At 65.9% G+C, this 18,003-nt stretch carries 16 protein-coding genes; 8 read left to right on the forward strand and 8 right to left on the reverse strand.

The window, feature by feature from the left end; all coding sequences use genetic code 11:
* Positions 1-320: 320 nt before the first annotated feature.
* On the forward strand, positions 321-1,505 hold the full coding sequence (locus NVV93_RS02945) for a multidrug effflux MFS transporter (protein ID WP_258252972.1): 1,185 nt from the start codon (positions 321-323) through the stop codon (positions 1,503-1,505).
* On the opposite strand, the gene NVV93_RS02950 is transcribed toward NVV93_RS02945, so the two are convergent.
* The 3 genes from NVV93_RS02950 to NVV93_RS02960 form a co-directional block, all read right to left on the reverse strand.
* Positions 1,493-1,675, reverse strand: a complete 183-nt coding sequence (locus NVV93_RS02950) for a hypothetical protein (RefSeq protein WP_258252973.1) — start codon at positions 1,673-1,675, stop codon at positions 1,493-1,495. The genes NVV93_RS02945 and NVV93_RS02950 overlap by 13 nt on opposite strands.
* Positions 1,676-1,759: 84 nt before the next feature.
* Positions 1,760-2,746, reverse strand: a complete 987-nt coding sequence (locus tag NVV93_RS02955) for an HD domain-containing phosphohydrolase (RefSeq protein ID WP_258252974.1) — start codon at positions 2,744-2,746, stop codon at positions 1,760-1,762.
* A gap of 51 nt (positions 2,747-2,797) precedes the next feature.
* A complete protein-coding gene (locus NVV93_RS02960; protein ID WP_258252975.1) occupies positions 2,798-3,814 on the reverse strand; it encodes a zinc-binding alcohol dehydrogenase family protein in 1,017 nt (338 codons plus the stop codon).
* Between the two features lie 338 nt (positions 3,815-4,152).
* On the opposite strand from NVV93_RS02960, the gene NVV93_RS02965 reads away from it, so the two are divergent.
* The 7 genes from NVV93_RS02965 (at position 4,153) to NVV93_RS02995 (ending at position 12,042) form a co-directional block, all read left to right on the forward strand.
* Positions 4,153-6,336, forward strand: coding sequence for a bifunctional diguanylate cyclase/phosphodiesterase (locus NVV93_RS02965; protein ID WP_258252976.1), 2,184 nt, complete (start codon positions 4,153-4,155; stop codon positions 6,334-6,336).
* Positions 6,337-6,405: 69 nt separating this feature from the next.
* Positions 6,406-6,801 carry a DUF2946 domain-containing protein gene (locus tag NVV93_RS02970; RefSeq protein ID WP_258252977.1) on the forward strand — a complete coding sequence of 132 codons (396 nt, stop codon included), beginning with the start codon at positions 6,406-6,408 and terminating at the stop codon, positions 6,799-6,801.
* Between the two features lie 111 nt (positions 6,802-6,912).
* Positions 6,913-8,952, forward strand: coding sequence for a TonB-dependent receptor (locus NVV93_RS02975; RefSeq protein ID WP_258252978.1), 2,040 nt, complete (start codon positions 6,913-6,915; stop codon positions 8,950-8,952).
* 62 nt (positions 8,953-9,014) lie between these two features.
* Positions 9,015-9,509, forward strand: a complete 495-nt coding sequence (locus NVV93_RS02980; RefSeq protein WP_258252979.1) for a copper chaperone PCu(A)C — start codon at positions 9,015-9,017, stop codon at positions 9,507-9,509.
* Positions 9,510-9,777: 268 nt separating this feature from the next.
* A complete protein-coding gene (locus NVV93_RS02985; RefSeq protein WP_258252980.1) occupies positions 9,778-11,157 on the forward strand; it encodes a PepSY domain-containing protein in 1,380 nt (459 codons plus the stop codon).
* Positions 11,158-11,232: 75 nt separating this feature from the next.
* A complete protein-coding gene (locus NVV93_RS02990) occupies positions 11,233-11,502 on the forward strand; it encodes a PepSY domain-containing protein (RefSeq protein ID WP_258252981.1) in 270 nt (89 codons plus the stop codon).
* Complete coding sequence (locus tag NVV93_RS02995) at positions 11,503-12,042, forward strand: cytochrome b/b6 domain-containing protein (RefSeq protein ID WP_258252982.1); 540 nt, start codon at positions 11,503-11,505, stop codon at positions 12,040-12,042.
* A gap of 158 nt (positions 12,043-12,200) precedes the next feature.
* On the opposite strand, the gene NVV93_RS03000 is transcribed toward NVV93_RS02995, so the two are convergent.
* The 5 genes from NVV93_RS03000 to NVV93_RS03020 all read right to left on the reverse strand — a co-directional run bounded on the left by NVV93_RS03000 (position 12,201) and on the right by NVV93_RS03020 (position 17,917).
* Positions 12,201-13,151, reverse strand: a complete 951-nt coding sequence (locus NVV93_RS03000; RefSeq protein WP_258252983.1) for an adenosine deaminase — start codon at positions 13,149-13,151, stop codon at positions 12,201-12,203.
* 324 nt (positions 13,152-13,475) lie between these two features.
* Positions 13,476-14,441 (reverse strand): 2-oxoglutarate and iron-dependent oxygenase domain-containing protein, encoded by a 966-nt coding sequence (locus NVV93_RS03005; protein ID WP_258252984.1) that lies wholly within the window; start codon positions 14,439-14,441, stop codon positions 13,476-13,478.
* Positions 14,442-14,628: 187 nt separating this feature from the next.
* Complete coding sequence (locus tag NVV93_RS03010; RefSeq protein WP_258252985.1) at positions 14,629-15,711, reverse strand: BMP family ABC transporter substrate-binding protein; 1,083 nt, start codon at positions 15,709-15,711, stop codon at positions 14,629-14,631.
* A 324-nt stretch (positions 15,712-16,035) separates the two neighbouring features.
* Entirely contained in the window at positions 16,036-16,713 is a 678-nt protein-coding gene (locus NVV93_RS03015) for an SDR family oxidoreductase (RefSeq protein WP_258252986.1), read from the reverse strand.
* Between the two features lie 277 nt (positions 16,714-16,990).
* Positions 16,991-17,917: an ABC transporter permease gene (locus NVV93_RS03020; protein ID WP_258252987.1), complete on the reverse strand. Its 927-nt coding sequence runs from the start codon at positions 17,915-17,917 to the stop codon at positions 16,991-16,993.
* Positions 17,918-18,003: the final 86 nt, after the last annotated feature.

Consider the following 18,003-nt stretch of genomic DNA (forward strand, 5'->3'; position numbering starts at 1 on the left):
TTTCCGATAAGCACAATGCCGAGTACCGTAGCCCGGATGCAATCCGGGAACGGCGCTGCCTGGCTCCCCGGATTGCATCCGGGCTACGAGCCTGATCCTCGTTCAGCTCCCTCTCCCATGCATGGGGGCACGCCTAGTGGAGAGGGTTGGGGAGAGGGTGTCAGCGACATCTCCGTACCCACATTCTTGCCATTACCCAACAAACCAAGCGCGCCGGCGAAAGCTCCGCCGATTCCGCTCCCGGCTTGGGCTAATCTGCCCGGCCGGTTATTCTGCGGCTCCGGCAAGGTCATTGCGGCCCGCTGTAATTCGGTAATCCCATGACGTTTCGAATTTTGCTGATCCTCGGCGCGCTGAGCGCTTTTGGCCCGCTGGCCATCGATTTCTACCTGCCTAGCTTCCCGGCGCTGGCCCTGGCCTTCGCTACCGATGTCGAGCACGTCCAGCTGAGCCTGGCGGTGTACTTCGCCGGCCTGTCGATCGGCCAACTGCTTTACGGTCCAGTGGCCGACCGCTTTGGCCGCCGTGTGCCACTGTTGATCGGCGTGTCGCTGTTCACCTTGGCTTCGCTGGCCTGCAGCCTGGCGCCGAGCCTGGAATGGTTGGTCGCCGCCCGTTTCGTTCAGGCCCTAGGCGGGTGCGCAGGGATGGTGATCTCACGTGCCGTGGTTCGCGATCTGTGCGATCCGATCGCCTCGGCCAAGGCCTTCTCGCAATTGATGCTGGTGATGGGCCTGGCGCCGATCCTCGCGCCAGTGCTCGGCGGTTGGCTGCTGGCGTTCTCCGGCTGGCAGTCGATCTTCTACTGTCTAACCCTGTTCAGCGCCTTGTGCGGCCTGGCTGTCGCGCTGTGGCTGCCGGAGTCGTTGTCCCGCGAACTGCCGCGTGCCGCTCTGAGCGGCACGTTGCGGCGTTACCGGCGGCTGCTGGGCGATGGCGTGTTCATGGGTTATGCGTTGACCGGTGGATTGGTGATGGGCGGCATGTTCGCCTACATCTCCGGCTCGCCGTTCGTGTTCATCGAGCTGTATCACGTGCCCGCCGAACACTATGGCTGGCTGTTCGGCATCAACGCGGCGGGGTTCATCGTCGCCGGCCAGGTCAATGCGCGACTGCTGCGCTGGCATGGGCCGGATTTCTGGATGCGTCGTGCGGTATGGATATATCTGGCCAGCGGCCTGGCGCTGCTGGTGCTGTCCGCGATGCAGCCGGCCGAGCTGTGGCCGCTGCTGATTCCTCTGTTCATCTGCATCGCCAGCCTCGGCGGTATTCTGCCCAATGCATCGGCCTGCGCGATGGCCGGGCAAGGCCAGAACGCCGGCAGCGCCTCGGGCTTGCTCGGTGCGCTGCAGTTTTGCATCGCCGCCGGCGCGTCGTCGCTGGTCGGGGTGCTGCACGACGGCACGGCGCTGCCGATGGCCGAGGCGATCAGCCTGTGCGGTATCGCGGCGGTGGGCACGGTATGGATGACGGCGCGGCTGCTGCGCCGGGCTCAGCCGGACTGACGGGCCGGCTGTTCGGGTAGGACATGCGGGGCCTGCAGGCGCGCCTCCAGCGTGGCGACGAACTGCCGGGCTTCCGCTTCGCTGCGAAAGCCCACGGCATGCTGATCCAGGTGCACCTGCCAGGCCTGTTGGCCGTGGGGAGGGGTGAGCGGGCTGACGAAAATTTCCATCATGGGCTCCCGACAAATGCTCAAGAGCTTGCAGTGTAACCCGCCCGGATGAAGCTTCTAGGGTCGCCGATAGGTGGTCGAGGCCTAGTTGGTCGAGCCCTCTAACTCGGGGGTTTTGGCGCTGTTGTGCGGATATTGTGCGGGCTGCTCGGCCCAGCGTGACTGGATCGCCAGCAGCTTCGGCAGCTCGCCGATGAACAGTTCGACTAGCTGCGGATCAAAATGCCGGCCGCTCTCGCGGCGCAACAGCGCCAAGGTGTCCCCCAGTGGCCAGGCCGGCTTGTACGGACGGGCGCTGGTCAGCGCGTCGAACACATCGGCAATCGCCACGATGCGCGCCACCAGTGGAATTTGTTCGCCGCGCAGGCCCTGCGGGTAGCCGCTGCCGTCCCATTTCTCATGGTGGCTGAGGGCGATGCGGTGGGCCATCTGCAGCAGCCCGGAGGTGTGCTCGCCGATAATGTCGGCGCCGATTTGCGCGTGCAGGCGCATCACCTGCCATTCCTCCGCGTCGAGCTTGCCGGGCTTCTGCAGGATGGCGTCGGGAATGCCGATCTTGCCGATGTCGTGCATCGGCGCGGCGTTGAGCAAATCGTCGGCGTCCTGGGCGCTGAAGCCGGCAGCCAGGGCCAGCACCTGCGCGTAGTGGCTCATGCGTATCACGTGCAGGCCGGTCTCGTTGTCCTTGTATTCGGCCGCCATGCCCAGGCACTGGACGATTTGCAGACGGGTGCGCTGCAGCTCCTCGGCGCGCACCAGCGACAGATGGGTGCGCACCCGCGCGCGGACGATCGGCGGGCTGACCGGCTTGGTGATGTAGTCCACCGCGCCGACGGCGAAGCCCTGTTCCTCATCGGCTACATCGGCCAGGGCGGTGACGAAGATCACCGGCGCGCTGGCGGTGGCCGGGGCCTGCTTGAGCGCCTGGCAGACCTGGTAGCCGGTCATTCCCGGCATCATCACATCCAGCAGGATCAGCGCCGGTTGCTCGCGCCGCGCCAGCTCCAGGGCTTTGTCGCCGTTCTTGGCGAACAGCAGGCGGTAGTCGTCTTGGAGGATCTGCCGCAGCACCCGGAGGTTGGTCGGTTCGTTGTCGACGCGCAGCAGATCCGCGACAGGTTCTCAGGCGAAGCCTTCCAGCACGATCTTGCCCTTGGCCTTGCCGCTTTCCAGCAGGGCGTGGGCGCGGCGTAGGTTGGCCGCGTCGATGCGCCCGAAATGCTCGCCCAGGGTGGTTTTCAACACGCCCTGATCGATCAGTTGGCTGACCCGCTCGAGCAGCTTGTGCTGTTCAATCATGTCGTCGGTCTGGAACAGCGAGCGGGTGTACATGAACTCCCAGTGCAGCGACAGGCTCTTGCGCTTGAGCTTGCGCACGTCGAGCTCTTCCGGGTCGTCGATCAGGCCGAGCTTGCCCTGCGGCGCCAGGGCCTCGACCAGTTGATCGAGGTGCTGGTCGGTGTTGGTCAGGCTGGCGACATGGGTCACCGCGCCGATACCGAGGCGCTGGATTTCCGCGGCCAGCGGCTGGCCGTGGTCGACCACGTGCTGCGCGCCCAGGGCACGTACCCAGGCCTGCGTGTCGGCACGCGACGCGCTGCCGATCACGGTCAGGCCGGTGAGCTGGCGAGCCAGTTGGGTGAGGATCGAACCGACGCCACCGGCGGCGCCGACGATCAGCAGGCGCTGGCCGGCGCTGGCTTGGCCTTCGGCAATGCCCAGGCGCTCGAACAGCAATTCCCAGGCGGTGATCGCGGTCAGTGGCAGGGCCGCAGCCTGGGCAAAGTCCAGGCTGCGCGGCTTGTGCCCGACCAGACGCTCATCGACCACATGCAGCTCGCTGTTCGCCCCGGGACGATCCAGCGCACCGGCGTAGAACACCTCGTCGCCCGGTTGGAACAGGCTGACCGCGCTGCCCACCGCCTTGACCACGCCGGCCACGTCCCAGCCGAGCACCTTGGCCTGGCCAGCCTCCGGAGCGACGTTGCGGCGAATCTTGGTGTCCACCGGGTTGACCGAGATGGCCCGCACTTCGACCAGCAGATCGTGCGGGCCGGGGCTTGGCTCGACCAGCTGAACGTCCTGCAGCGCCTGGGGATCGTCGATCGGCAGGGATTGGTAGTAGGCGATGGCTTTCATGCGGGCTCCTGATGCGCGGGCGCACTGATGGGACGATTCCCCTCACTGTAATGGTCCTTTGGCTCGACGTCGCCGCCAACGTGCAGGCCCGGCGCTTGCAGCTGGTACTGACGGACGGGCGCAGCGAGCGCTCAACCTGATCCGTACCCACCGCGGGCAACTGTCTGTCTTGCCCGGTGCGCTGCTGCGCGAGTTCCGCCAAGCGCGTTGCGATCAACTGCCGGCCCGCGCGGGCTGGGCCTGAAGGGCGACTGGTGGCGAACTGATATGCCTGACTATACTGCTGTCGCTTGGCTGCAGTAGTCCTTCTTGTCGTTGGCCTGAGTGGAGCTCACGCTATGGAATGGCTGGATTTGCGCTTTCTCGTCGGCCGTCCCACGGGTGGTCAACTGCTCCTCGATTGCAGCCATGCCCTCGGCCTGGTGCTGCTGGCCTATGTGGTGGCCTGCGTGGCCAGCTACGCCACGCTGAGCATCGCCGATCGCCTCGCCTACGCGTCGCACGCCCGCGTCCGTCGCGCCTGGCGCTGGGCCGGTGCGTTGTTTCTCGGCGGTGGCGTCTGGGCGATGCACTTCATCGCCATGCTCGCCTTTCGCGCGCCCATCGACATTCAGTACGACCTGCCGACCACGCTGCTCTCGCTGCTAATAGTGTGCGTCGCCGCCTTGCTGGCCATGCGCTCGATGGAACAACTGCGGCCCACGCTGCGCCAATGCGTGCAGGCAGCGTTGTGCATCGGCGCCGGCATCGTGCTGATGCACTACAGCGGCATGGCGGCGATCCGCTCCAGTGCGACGCTGTACTACGACCCCTGGCTGTTCGCCTTGTCGGTGGTGATCGCCGTGGTCGCCAGCTTCGTCGCGCTGTGGCTGGCGTTGCGCTGGCGCGATCTCAACGAGCGCCACCACCAGTGGCTCAAGGGGCTGGCCAGCCTGCTGATGGGCGGCGCCATCGTATCCATGCACTTCACCGGCATGTGGGCGATGTCCCTGGTGGTGCCGCTGGGTACCCCGCTGAGTTTGCCGAACGACAACGATGCCACCCAGCTTGGCGTGGCCATCGGCATCATTAGCGTGTTCGCCATCGGCTGCGGCCTCGGCGCGGCGGCGGCCGACCGCAAGCTGCAAAGCAAGGAGAGCGACCTCAGTCGGGTCAACCGCCTGCTCAGTGACCTCGACCGCGCCCGCGCGCTGCTACAGCAGGCCGCCCAGTACGACGCGCTGACCAACCTGCTCAACCGCCGGGCCTTCACCGAGCTGTTCGGCGAGTGGCTGCACAGCCATGCGGCGACCGGCCGCGCGTTGGCGGTGATGTTCCTCGACGTCGACCACTTCAAACGGGTCAACGACAGCCTCGGCCACGACGCCGGCGATCATCTGCTGCATGAGGTAGCCGCGCGGATTCGCGGCACGCTGCGCGAGCAGGACGTCATCGCCCGCTTCGGCGGCGACGAGTTCTGCATCCTGATCAGCCTGCATACGCCGGATGAAGCGCGCCAGTTGGCCGAGCGCATCCTACAGCGCATGAAGGAGCCGATCCTGATCAACGGGCGCAGCATGGTGATGAGCGCCAGCATCGGCATCAGCCTGTACCCGGAGGACGGCGACAGCTGCGAGGAGCTGCTCAAGCATGCCGACTTGGCGCTGTACCAGGCGAAGAGCTGCGGGCGCAATGCGCTGCAGTTCTTCAACCATTACCTCAAGCACAAGGTCACCCTCGAGCTGCAACTGGAAGAGGAGCTGCGCCAGGCGTTGACCTGCGACGGCGGGGGCGGCTTGCTGCTGCACTACCAGCCGATTCTCGACCTGCGTAGCGGCGACGTGACCAAGCTCGAAGCCCTGCTGCGCTGGCAGCACCCGCGCCTTGGCCTGCTCGGCCCCGATCGGTTTCTCGGCATCGCCGAAGCCAATGGTTTCATTACCGAGCTGGACGCCTGGGTGCTGCGCCGCGCCTGTGTTGACCTTGCCGGGCTAGTCGAGCAGGGCCATGTCGAGCTGCGCGTGGCGGTGAACTGCTCGGCCCTCGACCTCAGCCACGACGACTTGCCAAGCATCGTCGCCGCGGCGCTCGAGGGCGCCGGCCTGCGTCCGCAGCACCTCGAGTTGGAGGTTACCGAAAACGCCCTGATGAGCAGCGTCAACCAGGCGCTCGGCCTGCTGCAGCGGATTCGCGAGCTGGGCGTGAGCATCTCCATCGACGACTTTGGCACCGGCTATTCATCGCTGGCCTACCTCAAGCGCCTGCCGCTTGACACCCTGAAGATTGATCGATCGTTTCTGTTCGACATTCCCGGCAGCGAGGCCGACGGCGAGATCGTCCACGCCATCATCGGCATGGCGCACATCCTGCGCCTGCAGGTGGTCGCCGAAGGGGTGGAGAGTGCCGAGCAACTGGCGTTCCTGCGTGGCCTGGGCTGCGATTTTATCCAGGGCTACCTGTTCAGCCGCCCGCTACCGCTGGAGCTGCTCGGCAGCTTTCTGGTCGGGCAGGGCGCATCGGCGCAAGCGCTGGCGGTTGGCTGAGGATGCAATCAGCGGTTTTCTCGCGGCGTTCGCGCTGCTAAATTCGCCGCCCTCATCTAGAGTCCACTCATGAACATCGACCGCCGCCGCCATTCGCTGACCGCCTGGGTGCTGTATTTCAGCGTCCTGTTCAGCGTGCTCGCCTGCGGTTTGGGTCATGGACAGATGCTCGGCCTGCAGCTCAACGGTATCGGTGGTCAATTCTGCTCGTCCGACAACAAGGCGCAGCCGTCCTTCGACCTGGGTGGCAGCAAGCTGGCCAGTAGTGGCCAGAGCGACAACCAGCTCTCCGGCACCTTCAGTTGCCCGCTGTGCGGCTCCGTGGTGCTGGCCATGGCGCTGCTGTTCGGCCTGTTCTGGCCGCGCATCGCGGCTGCCGTCCCACGTCCGCGCCGTGAGCTGCGCAGTAAAACTCCGCCTCGCTATTCCTGGCCTTCAGCCAACCCTCGCGCTTCGCCCCTCTGATGTGCTGATCGTTCCGTCCGGTGCATGCGGCCCTCTGGTTGCGTGTGTCTGGCGCGTGCAATCCGCTCGCCTTGGCGAGCGGCAGAACCAGAAGATTTCGAGGGTACGACCATGTGTCGAAAAACCATCCTCGGCCTGTGTGCGGTGAGCGGCGTATGGCTGTCTCCGGCGCAGGCCGACCATGTGGTACTGGCGGAAACCGCCATCAATGCCGAGCAGCAGCGCGACCCCACCGCGCCGAGCATTGCCGAGAAGAAAACCGACTTCGCCCACATTCCCGGCGGTGCCACCGTCGTCGATGCGGAGACCTACAAGAGCGGGCGCAGCAGCACCCTGCAGGACGCCCTGGGGATGGCCACCGGGGTGTTCATCCAGCCGCGCTTCGGCGCCGAAGAAGCACGCCTGTCGATCCGCGGCTCGGGTCTGCAGCGCACCTTCCACGGTCGCGGCGTGCTGCTGATGCAGGACGGCGCGCCGGTCAACCTGGCTGACGGCAGCTTCGACTTCCAGACCATCGAGCCGCTGGCCACCGACCACATCGAGGTGCTGCGCGGCGCCAACGCCTGGCGCTACGGTTCGGCGACCCTCGGCGGGGCGATCAACTTCGTTGCGCCGACCGGCAAGAGCGCCGCGCCGCTGGATCTGCGCTACGAAGGCGGGAGCTTCGGCTATCACCGTCTGTTCGGCGCTGTGGCGCAGGATTTTGGCGATGCCGACGCCTACCTGAGCATCAACGACTACTCGCAGGACGGCTTTCGCGACCACGCCAAGCAGGACAACCAGCGCTACTTCGCCAACCTCGGCGGGCGCATCAACGAACGCCTGGCCACCCGCGTCTACCTCACCCACGTGGAAACCGACTCGGAGCTGCCCGGTAACCTGACCAAGGCGCAGATGCGCCGCGATCCGGAGCAGGCCTCGCGCGACGCCCTGAGCGGCGACCAGCATCGCGATTTCAACCTCAACCGGGTCGGTAACATCACCGCCCTGCAACTGGATGGCGGGCACAGCCTGGAGTTGGCCAGCTTCTACAGCGAGAAGGCGCTGTTCCACCCGATCTTCCAGGTGCTCGACATCCACAGCGAGGACTACGGAATGCGCCTGTCGCACAAATGGGCGAACGAGCAGGGTTGGCGCTGGACCGGGGGTGTCGAGGCCAGCCAGGGTCGCAACTGGGACTCGCGCTACCGCAACGTCAGCGGCCGCAAGGGGCAGAAAGTCAACGAACTGCACCAGACCGCGCGCAACCTGAACGCCTTCGGCGAACTGGAAGTGCCGCTGGCCGAACGCTGGGCCCTGGTTGGTGGCGCGGCGTGGCTGCACCAGGAGCGCGATGTCGATGACCGCCTCAAGTGCAATGCCTTCGTCACCGCGGTTTGCGTGCCACAGGACGAGTCCTTCACTGGCAGCTATCTGGGTCGGCTCGGTCGTATCGGGCTACGCCACGACCTGAGCGAGGGCGTGCAGCTGTTTGCCAACTTCAGCCAGAGCTATGAGCCGCCGACCTTCAGCGAACTCTCTGGCGGTCAGATCACCAGCGAGAACGATGCCCAGCAGGCCAATACCTGGGAGGCGGGTATGCGCTGGTCGCGCGACAGCCTCGATCTCGACCTGGCGGTGTACCGCAGCGAGATCCGCGACGAGCTGCTGGCGCTCAACGACGCCAACGGCCAGCCGCTCGGCACGGTCAACGCCGACCGCACCCTGCACCAGGGTGTCGAGCTGGGTGGCGCCTGGACCCTCGGCCAGATCACTTTGCGCGGCCAGTACCTGCTCAACGATTTTCGCTTCGACAACGACGACGTCTACGGCGACAACCGCCTGGCCGGCGTGCCGCGTCAGTTCGTCAAGGGCGAGGCGCTCTGGCAGCAGGGCGGCTGGTACTCCGGGCCGACCTTCGAATGGGTGCCTACGCACTACAACGTCGACCAGGCGGAAACCCTGTATGCCGAGGGCTATGCCATCTGGGGCTTGAAGGGCGGCTACCGGCCGGGGGAGGGACTGGGCTTCTTCGTCGAAGGTCGCAATCTCTCGGACAAGACCTATGTCGCCACCACCGGCGTGATCGCCAATGCCAACGGCCAGGACAGCGCGCAATTTATGCCGGGCGACGGGCGCAGCCTGTACGTCGGTCTGGAGTGGCGGCTATGAACCGCTTGCCGCGCGTAAACACATCACCGCAGTCCCCACCTTCATTCCTCGGGAGTCTCACCATGCAACTGACCAAAGCCCTGCTGCTCGCCGCCTTGCTGACCCCGGCTTGGTACGTCACCGCCCATGACTTCTCCACCGGTGACCTGCACATCGAGCACCCCTGGTCGCGCGAGATGCCGCCGACCGCGCCGACCGCCGCCGCCTACTTCATCATCCACAACAAGGGCGCGGCCGCCGACCGTCTGCTCGGCGTCGACACGCCGGCGGCCAGCAAGGCCGAGCTGCACGAACATGTGCACGTTGGCGACTTGATGAAGATGCAGCAGGTACCGAGCGTCGAGGTTCCCGCCGGTGGTGAGGCCAGCTTCAAGCCGGGCGCTTACCACGTGATGCTGTTCGGCCTGAAACAGCAGTACCGCGACGGCCAGCGCTTCCCGCTGACCCTGCACTTCGAGAAGGCCGGCGACGTGCAGGTCGAAGTGACAGTGCAGAAAGACGCGCCGGCCGAGCAGGTCGAGCATTCCACACACGCCGAACACCAGCACGACCAGTAACAGGCTGTTGAAAAACGTAGCGAGCGAAGGCTAGACAAGGCGAAATCAGGCGAAAAAGCGCAGTTTACGAGTGGTAAATGAGCATTTGATTCGCTCCGCTCACCCACTGTGGGGCCGCGCTAAAGCGCGTTCAGCCTTCGGCTGTGAGCCTGATTTCAACGCGGTATAGCCGAGCGCAGTAGTTTTTCAACGGACTGCTAAGTAATGCCGAGGTCGGGCGGCGCAGGTAGCGCCGCCCGACCGTTGCGGTCCTGGGAGGCCGATCACCATGAACCAGCCAACTCCGTCGTTCTACCAACTGGCCTGGCGTTGGCATTTCTACGCCGGCCTGTTCGTCATTCCGTTTCTGATCATGCTGTCGTTGACCGGCCTGCTCTACCTGTTCAAGCCGCAGCTCGACCAGCTGATGTACCCCGAGCTGCTGCAGGTCAGCCCGGCCGCGCAAGTGCTGGACGCCGATCAGCTGCGCGCGCGGGTCAGCCAGGCACATCCGCAGGCGCAGCTGCTCAAGTACCTGCCGCCGGCCAACGCGACCGCCAGCGCGCAGTTTGTGGTCAACCAAGACGGGCGCGAGCTCAACCTGTTCGTCGACCCCTATCGCGGCACGCTGCTCGGCAGCCAGGACGCCCACGACAACCTGCAGGCGATCGCCCGCAGCCTGCACGGCACATTGCTGATTGGCACGCTGGGCGATCGCCTGATCGAACTGGCCGCCGGCTGGGCCATCGTCCTGGTGGTCTCCGGCCTGTATCTCTGGTGGCCTCGCGGGCAAGGCGGCGCCGGGGTGCTGTGGCCGCGGCTGAGCGCGCGCGGGCGCCTGCTGTGGCGCGACCTGCATGCGGTGACCGGTTTCTGGGGTTCGGCGCTGCTGCTGTTCATGCTGCTCACCGGGATGACCTGGACCGGCTTCTGGGGCGCGCAATTCGCCGCGGTGTGGAACCAGTTTCCCGCCGAGCAGTTCCGCAGCGTGCCGAAGTCGGGACTGGCCACCGGCAGCCTCAACGAGGCGCACCGGCAGACCGTGGCCTGGGCCGCGGAGACTGCGCCGCTGCCGGTCTCCGATCCGCATGCTGTGCACCAGGGCCACGACATGGCGAGCATGGCCGCGCCCGACGTGCCGGTGATTGGCTTGCAGCGCGTCCTCGACATCGCCGCCGCGCAAGGTGTGCCGGCCGGTTTCAGCGTGACCCTGCCCAAGGGCCCGGCTGGCGTGTACACCGTGGCGCTCGGCGCCGCCGATCCCAGCCAGGACGTGACCCTGCACCTCGACCAATACAGCGGCCAGCCGCTCGCCGCGGTGCGCTGGGCGCAGTACGGCACGGTGGCGCGCGGCGTCAGCCTGGGCATCGCCCTGCACGAAGGCAAACTGTTCGGCCTGGCCAACCAGTTGGTGATGGCCGCCGTCTGTCTGCTGGTGCTGCTGAGCGCGGTCAGCGGCTTGGTGATGTGGTGGAAACGCCGCCCGCAGGGCAGCTTCGGCGCGCCGCCGCTGCGCCACGACCTGCCGTTGTGGAAGGGCGCGGTGCTGGTGATGCTGGTGCTCGGCGTGGCCTTTCCGCTGGTCGGCGGCTCGCTGCTGGCGGTGTGGTTGCTCGATCGCCTGTGGCTGGCGATGCGAATCGCTGGTCGACCGGCGATCAGCGACTAGGCTTGTTGGCAGAGCGGGCGAGTTGCGAGTCCATCCGCTGTTCATGAGCTTCATATCACTGGGAGATCCTTCGCTATGCGCACACTACTGTTGCTCGGTCTGGTTGCCGCCAGCCCGCTCGCCTTCGCCGATCCGCAATGCACCACCGCGGACAAGGCCACCTGGCAGGACCAGACCAAGTTCCAGGACAACCTCAAGAGCCAGGGTTATGACATCAAGAAGTTCAAGGTGACCAGCACCAACTGCTACGAGATCTACGGCTGGGACAAGGACAAGCGCAAGGTCGAAATCTACTTCGACCCGGTCAGCGGCAACATCGTCAAGCAGGAAGTCGAGGACGAGTGAGTGAACGACGAACGCGTGCGCCTCTGGGACCCGTTGGTGCGGCTGTTCCACTGGTCGCTGGTGCTCGCGTTCATCGCCAACTACTGGTTCACCGGCGCCTCGCCGTTCGGCTCGAAGTTCTGGCATCGCTGGCTCGGCTACTACGCGGTGGCCTGGCTGGTGGTGCGCCTGGTGTGGGGTTTCGTCGGCCCGCCGGCGGCGCGTTGGGCGTCGTTCTGGCCGACTCCGGCGCGCCTCGCCTGGCACCTGCGCACGCTGGTGCGTGGCGAACCGGCTCACCAGCTCGGCCATTCGCCACTCGGCGCGCTGGTGATGCTCCTGATGATGCTGCTGATGCTCGGCCTGGGCATCAGCGGCTTTCTGCTCGAAGAGGTCGACTACTTCTGGGGTGAGGACCTGCCGCGCGACATCCACGTGTGGCTGGCCGACGGCCTGCTCGTCCTTGCCTGCCTGCACGTCGCCGCCGCGCTGTTCGAGAGCTGGCGGCTCAAGGAAAACCTGCCGTTGTCAATGATCACTGGCAAGCGGCGCAAGCTGTGAGTCGGGCGGTGGTTGCGCCTTGCCTTCGCTCTACGGCGCCGCAACGCTGATGGGTATCGCTGTGCTCAACCCATCCTACGTAGCGGTAGGGTGGAAAACCGCGCAGCGTTTTCCACCATTGGTGGATGTAGAGAGCGACATCCACCCCACACCGGTACTTACCGGGTCAGCCGCGCATCCAGGCTGTTCTGTGCCAGGCGTTTGGCCTGTGCCTCGCTCATGCCCAGATGCTCGTGCAGGGCGGCGAAGTTTTCGGTGACGTAGCCGCCGAAGTAGGCCGGGTCGTCCGAGTTGACCGTGACCTTCACGCCAGCCTCAAGCATGTCGAGGATGTTGTGGTGGCGCATGTGGTCGAACACGCAGAGCTTGGTGTTGGACAGCGGGCAGACCGTCAGCGGGATCTGCTCGTCAATGATCCGTTGCATCAGTTTCGGGTCTTCGGCGGCGCGCACGCCGTGGTCGATGCGTGCCACCTTGAGCAGGTCGAGCGCTTCCCAGACGTACTCGGGCGGGCCTTCCTCACCAGCGTGCGCCACGGCGATCAGCCCTTCGCTGCGCGCCTTGGCGAACACCCGTTCGAACAGGCGCGGCGGGAAGCCTTTCTCCGAGCTATCCAGGCCGACGGCGATGAACGCGTCGCGATAGGGCATGGCCTGCTCCAAGGTCTGGAACGCGGCTTCTTCGGGCAGGTGGCGGAGGAAGCTCAAGATCAGCCCGCTGCTGATGCCGAGCTGCTCGCGACCGTCCTTGAGCGCCTGCTGGATGCCGTTGAGCACCACTTTGAAGGCAATGCCGCGGTCGGTGTGGGTCTGTGGGTCGAAGAACGGCTCGGTGTGGATGACGTTCTGTTGCTTGCACTTGCGCAGGTAGGCCCAGGTCAGGTCGTAGAAGTCCTGCTCGGTGCGCAGCACGTCGGCGCCGGCGTAGTAGAGGTCGAGGAATTCCTGCAGGTTGTTGAAGGCGTAGGCCGTGCGCAAGGCGTCGACGTCGGCCCAGGGTAGGGCGATCTTGTTGCGCTCGGCGAGGGCGAACAGCAGCTCGGGCTCCAGTGAACCCTCCAGGTGCATGTGCAGTTCGGCCTTGGGCAGGGAGTTGAGCCAGTCGTACATGGGTGGTTCTCGTGATCAGGCGATTTGTGGGGAAGTTTAGCGGCGGCGGTGGTTGATGTCCGCCCCTCCCGCCTGCGCAGGCCGCGACTCCGACCCCTCACCCCAGGCCTCTCCCCGGAGGGGCGAGGGAGTAGGACGTGCGGGCTGGCAGGTGGATGTTCGGCGAAAGCCGGTCGAGCAGGTGGGTGCAGCTGTGCCAGTCACTCCGGACAGAACCCTCTCCCCTTTGGGGAGAGGGCAGGGTGAGGGGTGGTGATGCAGGCCGAGATTTTGTGTCAGGTCAGGATGCGTGGGTATCGCAGGCTCAACCCATCCTTTCAGGAGTCAGGCCTTGGCCTCTTCCCGCCGATACGCATAGGTCTCGGCGAAGCGCGACAGCATGTAGTCGCTGCACGACACCGCCGGGTACTTCGGCGGGTGCTCGGCGTCGTGGCAGCCGTCCAGGCAGCTGATCTCGGTGTCCGGGTGCGGCTCGGCGAAGAACGGCATGGAGTAACGGTCGACGCCCAGCGGGCTGACCACTCGGTGCGGCGTGGACTTGTACAGGTCGTTGCTCCAGCGCGCCATCATGTCGCCGATGTTGACCACGTAGGTGTCGTCGATCGGTGGTGCGTCGATCCATTCGCCGCGCACGTTCTGCACCTGCAGGCCGCCGGCGTTGTCCTGATAGAGCAGGGTTACGCAGCCGTAGTCGGTGTGCGCGCCGGCGCCTTGTTGCTCGGCGCTGCTGGCGGTGTGGCGCGGCGGGTAGTGGATCATGCGGAACACGCTGATCGGCTGCTCGAAGCGCTGGTCGAAGAAATCCCGCTCGATGCCCAGGGCCAGCGCGATGGCGCGCATCAGGGTCTTCGACAGTTCGTGCATGTCCTCGTAGTGCTGCTGCATCAGCGCTTCCCAACCGGCGATCTGCGGGTGGCGATTGGGCCCGCGCAGCGGCTTGTCGGCCAGCACGTCGGGGTGTTCGGCGGCCATGTGGAAACCCATGTCGAAGGTTTCCTTGAGGTCGCTCGGCTTGCTCGGATCGAGCTGCTCGGTGGCGACCGCGCCGTAGCCGCGGTGGTGTGCGCTCTTGGTGATGTCGATGCGCAGCTTTTCCTCCGCCGGGCGGGCGAAGAAGTCGATGGCCGCGGCCTTCAGCTCGGCGATGCGCGCCGGGCTGATCGGGTGGCCCTTGATGTAGAAGAAACCCCATTCGCGGCAGGCCGCGTCGATCTGTTTGGCGACGCGCAGCCAGGCTACCTCGTCGGCGGTGTACAGCGGGGAGATATCGATGATGGGCAGGCTATTCATGTGGGCTCCAGGGGAGTGCTGCGAGTCTTCTCGTACCCAGGGCAGCGAACGAGGGTGGCCGGCCAGGACGAGCGGCTCACCCCTTTGCGCGGTTCTCCCCTTGAGCGGGGAGGGACGGCGCGGACCGCATTCTACCGCAGAGGCGCATGGCCTCCACGGCAGGTTGTCGGCCGGATGCTGTCGTCAGTTACTTGGGCAGCTCGGCCTTGAGGCCTTCGACGTAGTAGTTCATGCCGGCCAGGTCGGCGTTGGTTGCAGTCACGCCGTCGGCGAACTTCACCGCACCGCTCTGGTCCTTGATCGGCCCGGTGAACGGGTGGAAGGTGCCGGCCTTGATGCTGTCGATGATGGCTTGCGCCTCGGTCTTCACGTCGGCCGGCACCAGGTCGCTGATCGGCAGCTTGATGGTCCCTTCGGCCAGACCGCCCCAGTAGTCCTGCGGTTTCCAGGTGCCGCTCATGACGCCCTGGGTGGCCTGGATGTAGTGCGGAGCCCAATCGTTGACGATCGAGGTGAGGACCGCTTTCGGGCCGAAGTGGGCCATGTCCGAGGCATAACCGACCGAGTAGACGCCGCGACGTTCGGCGGTCTGGATCGGCGCCGGGCTGTCGGTGTGCTGGAACACCACGTCGACGCCCTGGTCGATCAGCGCGTTGGCGGCGTCGGATTCCTTGCCCGGATCGAACCAGGAGTTGACCCAGACGATCTTGATCTCGGCCTGCGGGTCGTACTTGTTCAGCGCCAGTTGGATGGCGTTGATGTCGCGGATCACCTCGGGAATCGGGAAGGAGGCGATGTAGCCAATCTTGTGCGTCTTGGTCATCTTCGCGGCGAGGAAGCCGCCGACGTAACGACCTTCATAGGAACGCGACAGGTAGGTGCCGAGGTTCTTGTCCTGCTTGTAGCCGGTGGCGTGCTCGAAGGTGACTTTGGGGAACTGCTTGGCGACTTTGGCCGTCGGGTTCATGAAGCCGAACGAGGTGGTGAAGATCAGGTCGTAGTTGCCCTTGGCCATGTTGCGGATCACCCGTTCGGCGTCCGCGCCCTCGGCGACGTTCTCGACGAAGGTGGTCTTCACTTTGTCGCCGAACTGCTTCTCCACCGCCTGGCGGCCCAGCTCGTGCTGATAGGTCCAGCCGTGGTCGCCGATCGGCCCGACATAGACGAAACCGACCTTTAGCGGGTCGGCGGCGGAAGCGCTGAGGGCGCTGCTGAAACCGATGGCGACGGCGAGGCCGCGCAGCAGGTTGTTGTTGATTTTCTTCGGCATGGCGGGTGGGGCTCCTGGGATGGTCTTGGTGTGTGGCCTTGGTGGCTCACATAGGCATAGCAAAAAATTGACCAACTGGACAAAAAGCCGTGTTGTCGAGTGGTCGGGCGCGGCGGCCGGCACGGTGAGGTCTGCGCTGGTGCAATTGTGCCGGGATTTGCCACGATCTGGTGCGTGGACTGCGGCTTTCGATGTGCTCGCGGGCATTCCGTCGGACGGGTTGTAGCTTGGGCGGATGGACGGCTGTAGGAGCGAATTCATTCGCGATTGGGCCACGCCAACAGCATCGCGAATGAATTCGCTCCTACGAGAGCCGAGGTGTGTTCACCAGGGCAGCGCTTCGCCCTGGTAATCGATGTACAGGTGCTTGCCGCTGCCGGCGTGTTCGCCGAGCTGTTTGGCCAGGCCGGCACAACTGGTGGGGATGTCCAGCGGCGCGTCCGCACCGCCCATGTCGGTACGCACCCAGCCCGGGTGCAGTTGCAACACGGTCAGCCGGCGTTCGCCCTGCTCGGCGTGGAAGCCGCGGCCGAGGCAGTTCAGCGCCGCCTTGCTGGCCTTGTACAGCGCCAGGTAACTGCTGTCGTTGAGCTCGATGCTGGCGAGGACCGAACTCATGAACGCCACCGTGCCGCCCTCGCGGACCAGGTCGGCGAAGCGCTCGGCGAGTGCCACCGGCGCCACCGCGTTGGTCATGAACAGCTGGCCGAGCTCGGCCTGGGTCGCCGCGCTCACCGACTGGTGCTGCGGCCCGGCGATCCCGGCGTTGACGAACAGCACGTCGAACAGCTCGCCGCGCAGGCGCTGGTGCAGGGCGGCCTGGGCGGCGGCGTCATCGATGTCCAGCTGTTCGATGTGGATGCCGGCCAGCGCGCGCAGCGCCTCGGCGCGTGCCGGGTCGCGCACCGTCGCGGTGATCTGCCAACCGTCGGCATGCAGCTGTTTGGCCAGGCCGAGGCCAAGACCGCGCGAGGCGCCGATAAGCAGGATGGATTTGGCCATGGCCGGGGCTCCTTGGGGATGGGGAAGGAGCTACAGCATAGCGGGCGGGGGGCGGTGGGCGTAGCTATGTAGGATGGGCCGAGAAGCGCAGCGCCGATACCCAGCGCGGCGCTGGCGATGGGTATCGCTTCGCTCAACCCATGCGGCCCCACCCATCCTACGGTTGTGTCAGCACGTAGGGCGTACTCGCGTAGCAGTACGCCAGCGTCAGTGGGTGCTTACCAAGGCGGACTGTTTGCTGCGCTCCTGAGCGGCCGGCGCTCCGTACCGGGCTCTGTCAGTGGCCCGGCTGCCACGGCTGGCCGAGTGACACCGGGGCGAACAGGCGGGTGCGCAGCGCATCGCGCGACAGCAGCACCAGTACCACGATGGTCGCCACGTAGGGCAGCATCGCCAGCAGGTTGGCCGGGATGCTCAGGCCGAGGCCCTGGGCCACCAGGTGGAGGATGCTGGCCAGGCCGAACAGGTAGGCGCCGAGCAGCAGGCGGAACACCCGCCAGCTGGCGAACACCACCAGCGCCAGGGCGATCCAGCCGCGGCCGGCGGTCATGTTCTCCGCCCACATCGGCGTGTAGGCCAGCGACAGGTAGGCGCCGGCCATGCCGGCCATGGCGCCGCCGAACAGCACCGCCAGGGTGCGCACGCGCAGCACCGGCAGGCCCATGGCGCTGGCCGCGTCAGGGTTCTCGCCGACCGCCTGGATTATCAGGCCGACGCGGCTCTTCAGCAGCACCCAGGCGATCAGCGCGAACAGCGCGAAGGATAGGTAGACCAGTAGGTCCTGGGCGAACAGCATGCGGCCGATCAGCGGAATCTCGCTGAGCAGCGGAATGGCGATCGGCTCGAAGCCGGTCAGCGGCTTGCCGACCCAGGCCGCGCCGACGAAGGTCGACAGGCCGATGCCGAAGATGGTCAGGGCCAGGCCGGTGGCCACCTGATTGGCGTTGAAGCCGAGCGCGACCAGGGCGAACAGCGACGACAGCAGCATCCCGGCGAGCATCGCCAGCAGCACGCCGAGCCACAGGTTGCCGGTGGCGAAGGCGGCGATGAAGCCGACCACCGCGCCGAACAGCATCATGCCTTCCTGGCCGAGGTTGAGCACACCGCTCTTCTCGCACACCAGTTCGCCGAGGGCCACCAGCAACAGAGGCGTGCCGGTGCGGACCATGGCGTAGAAGATATTGGTCAGCAGATCGATATCCATGAAATGTCCTTCAGTGCGGGCATTCTTCCCTCTCCCCCGGCCCCTCTCCCATAAATGGGCGAGGGGAGGCGAGCGGGCGTTGGGTT

The sequence above is a fragment of the Pseudomonas sp. LS44 genome (assembly GCF_024730785.1).
Lineage (GTDB): Bacteria > Pseudomonadota > Gammaproteobacteria > Pseudomonadales > Pseudomonadaceae > Aquipseudomonas.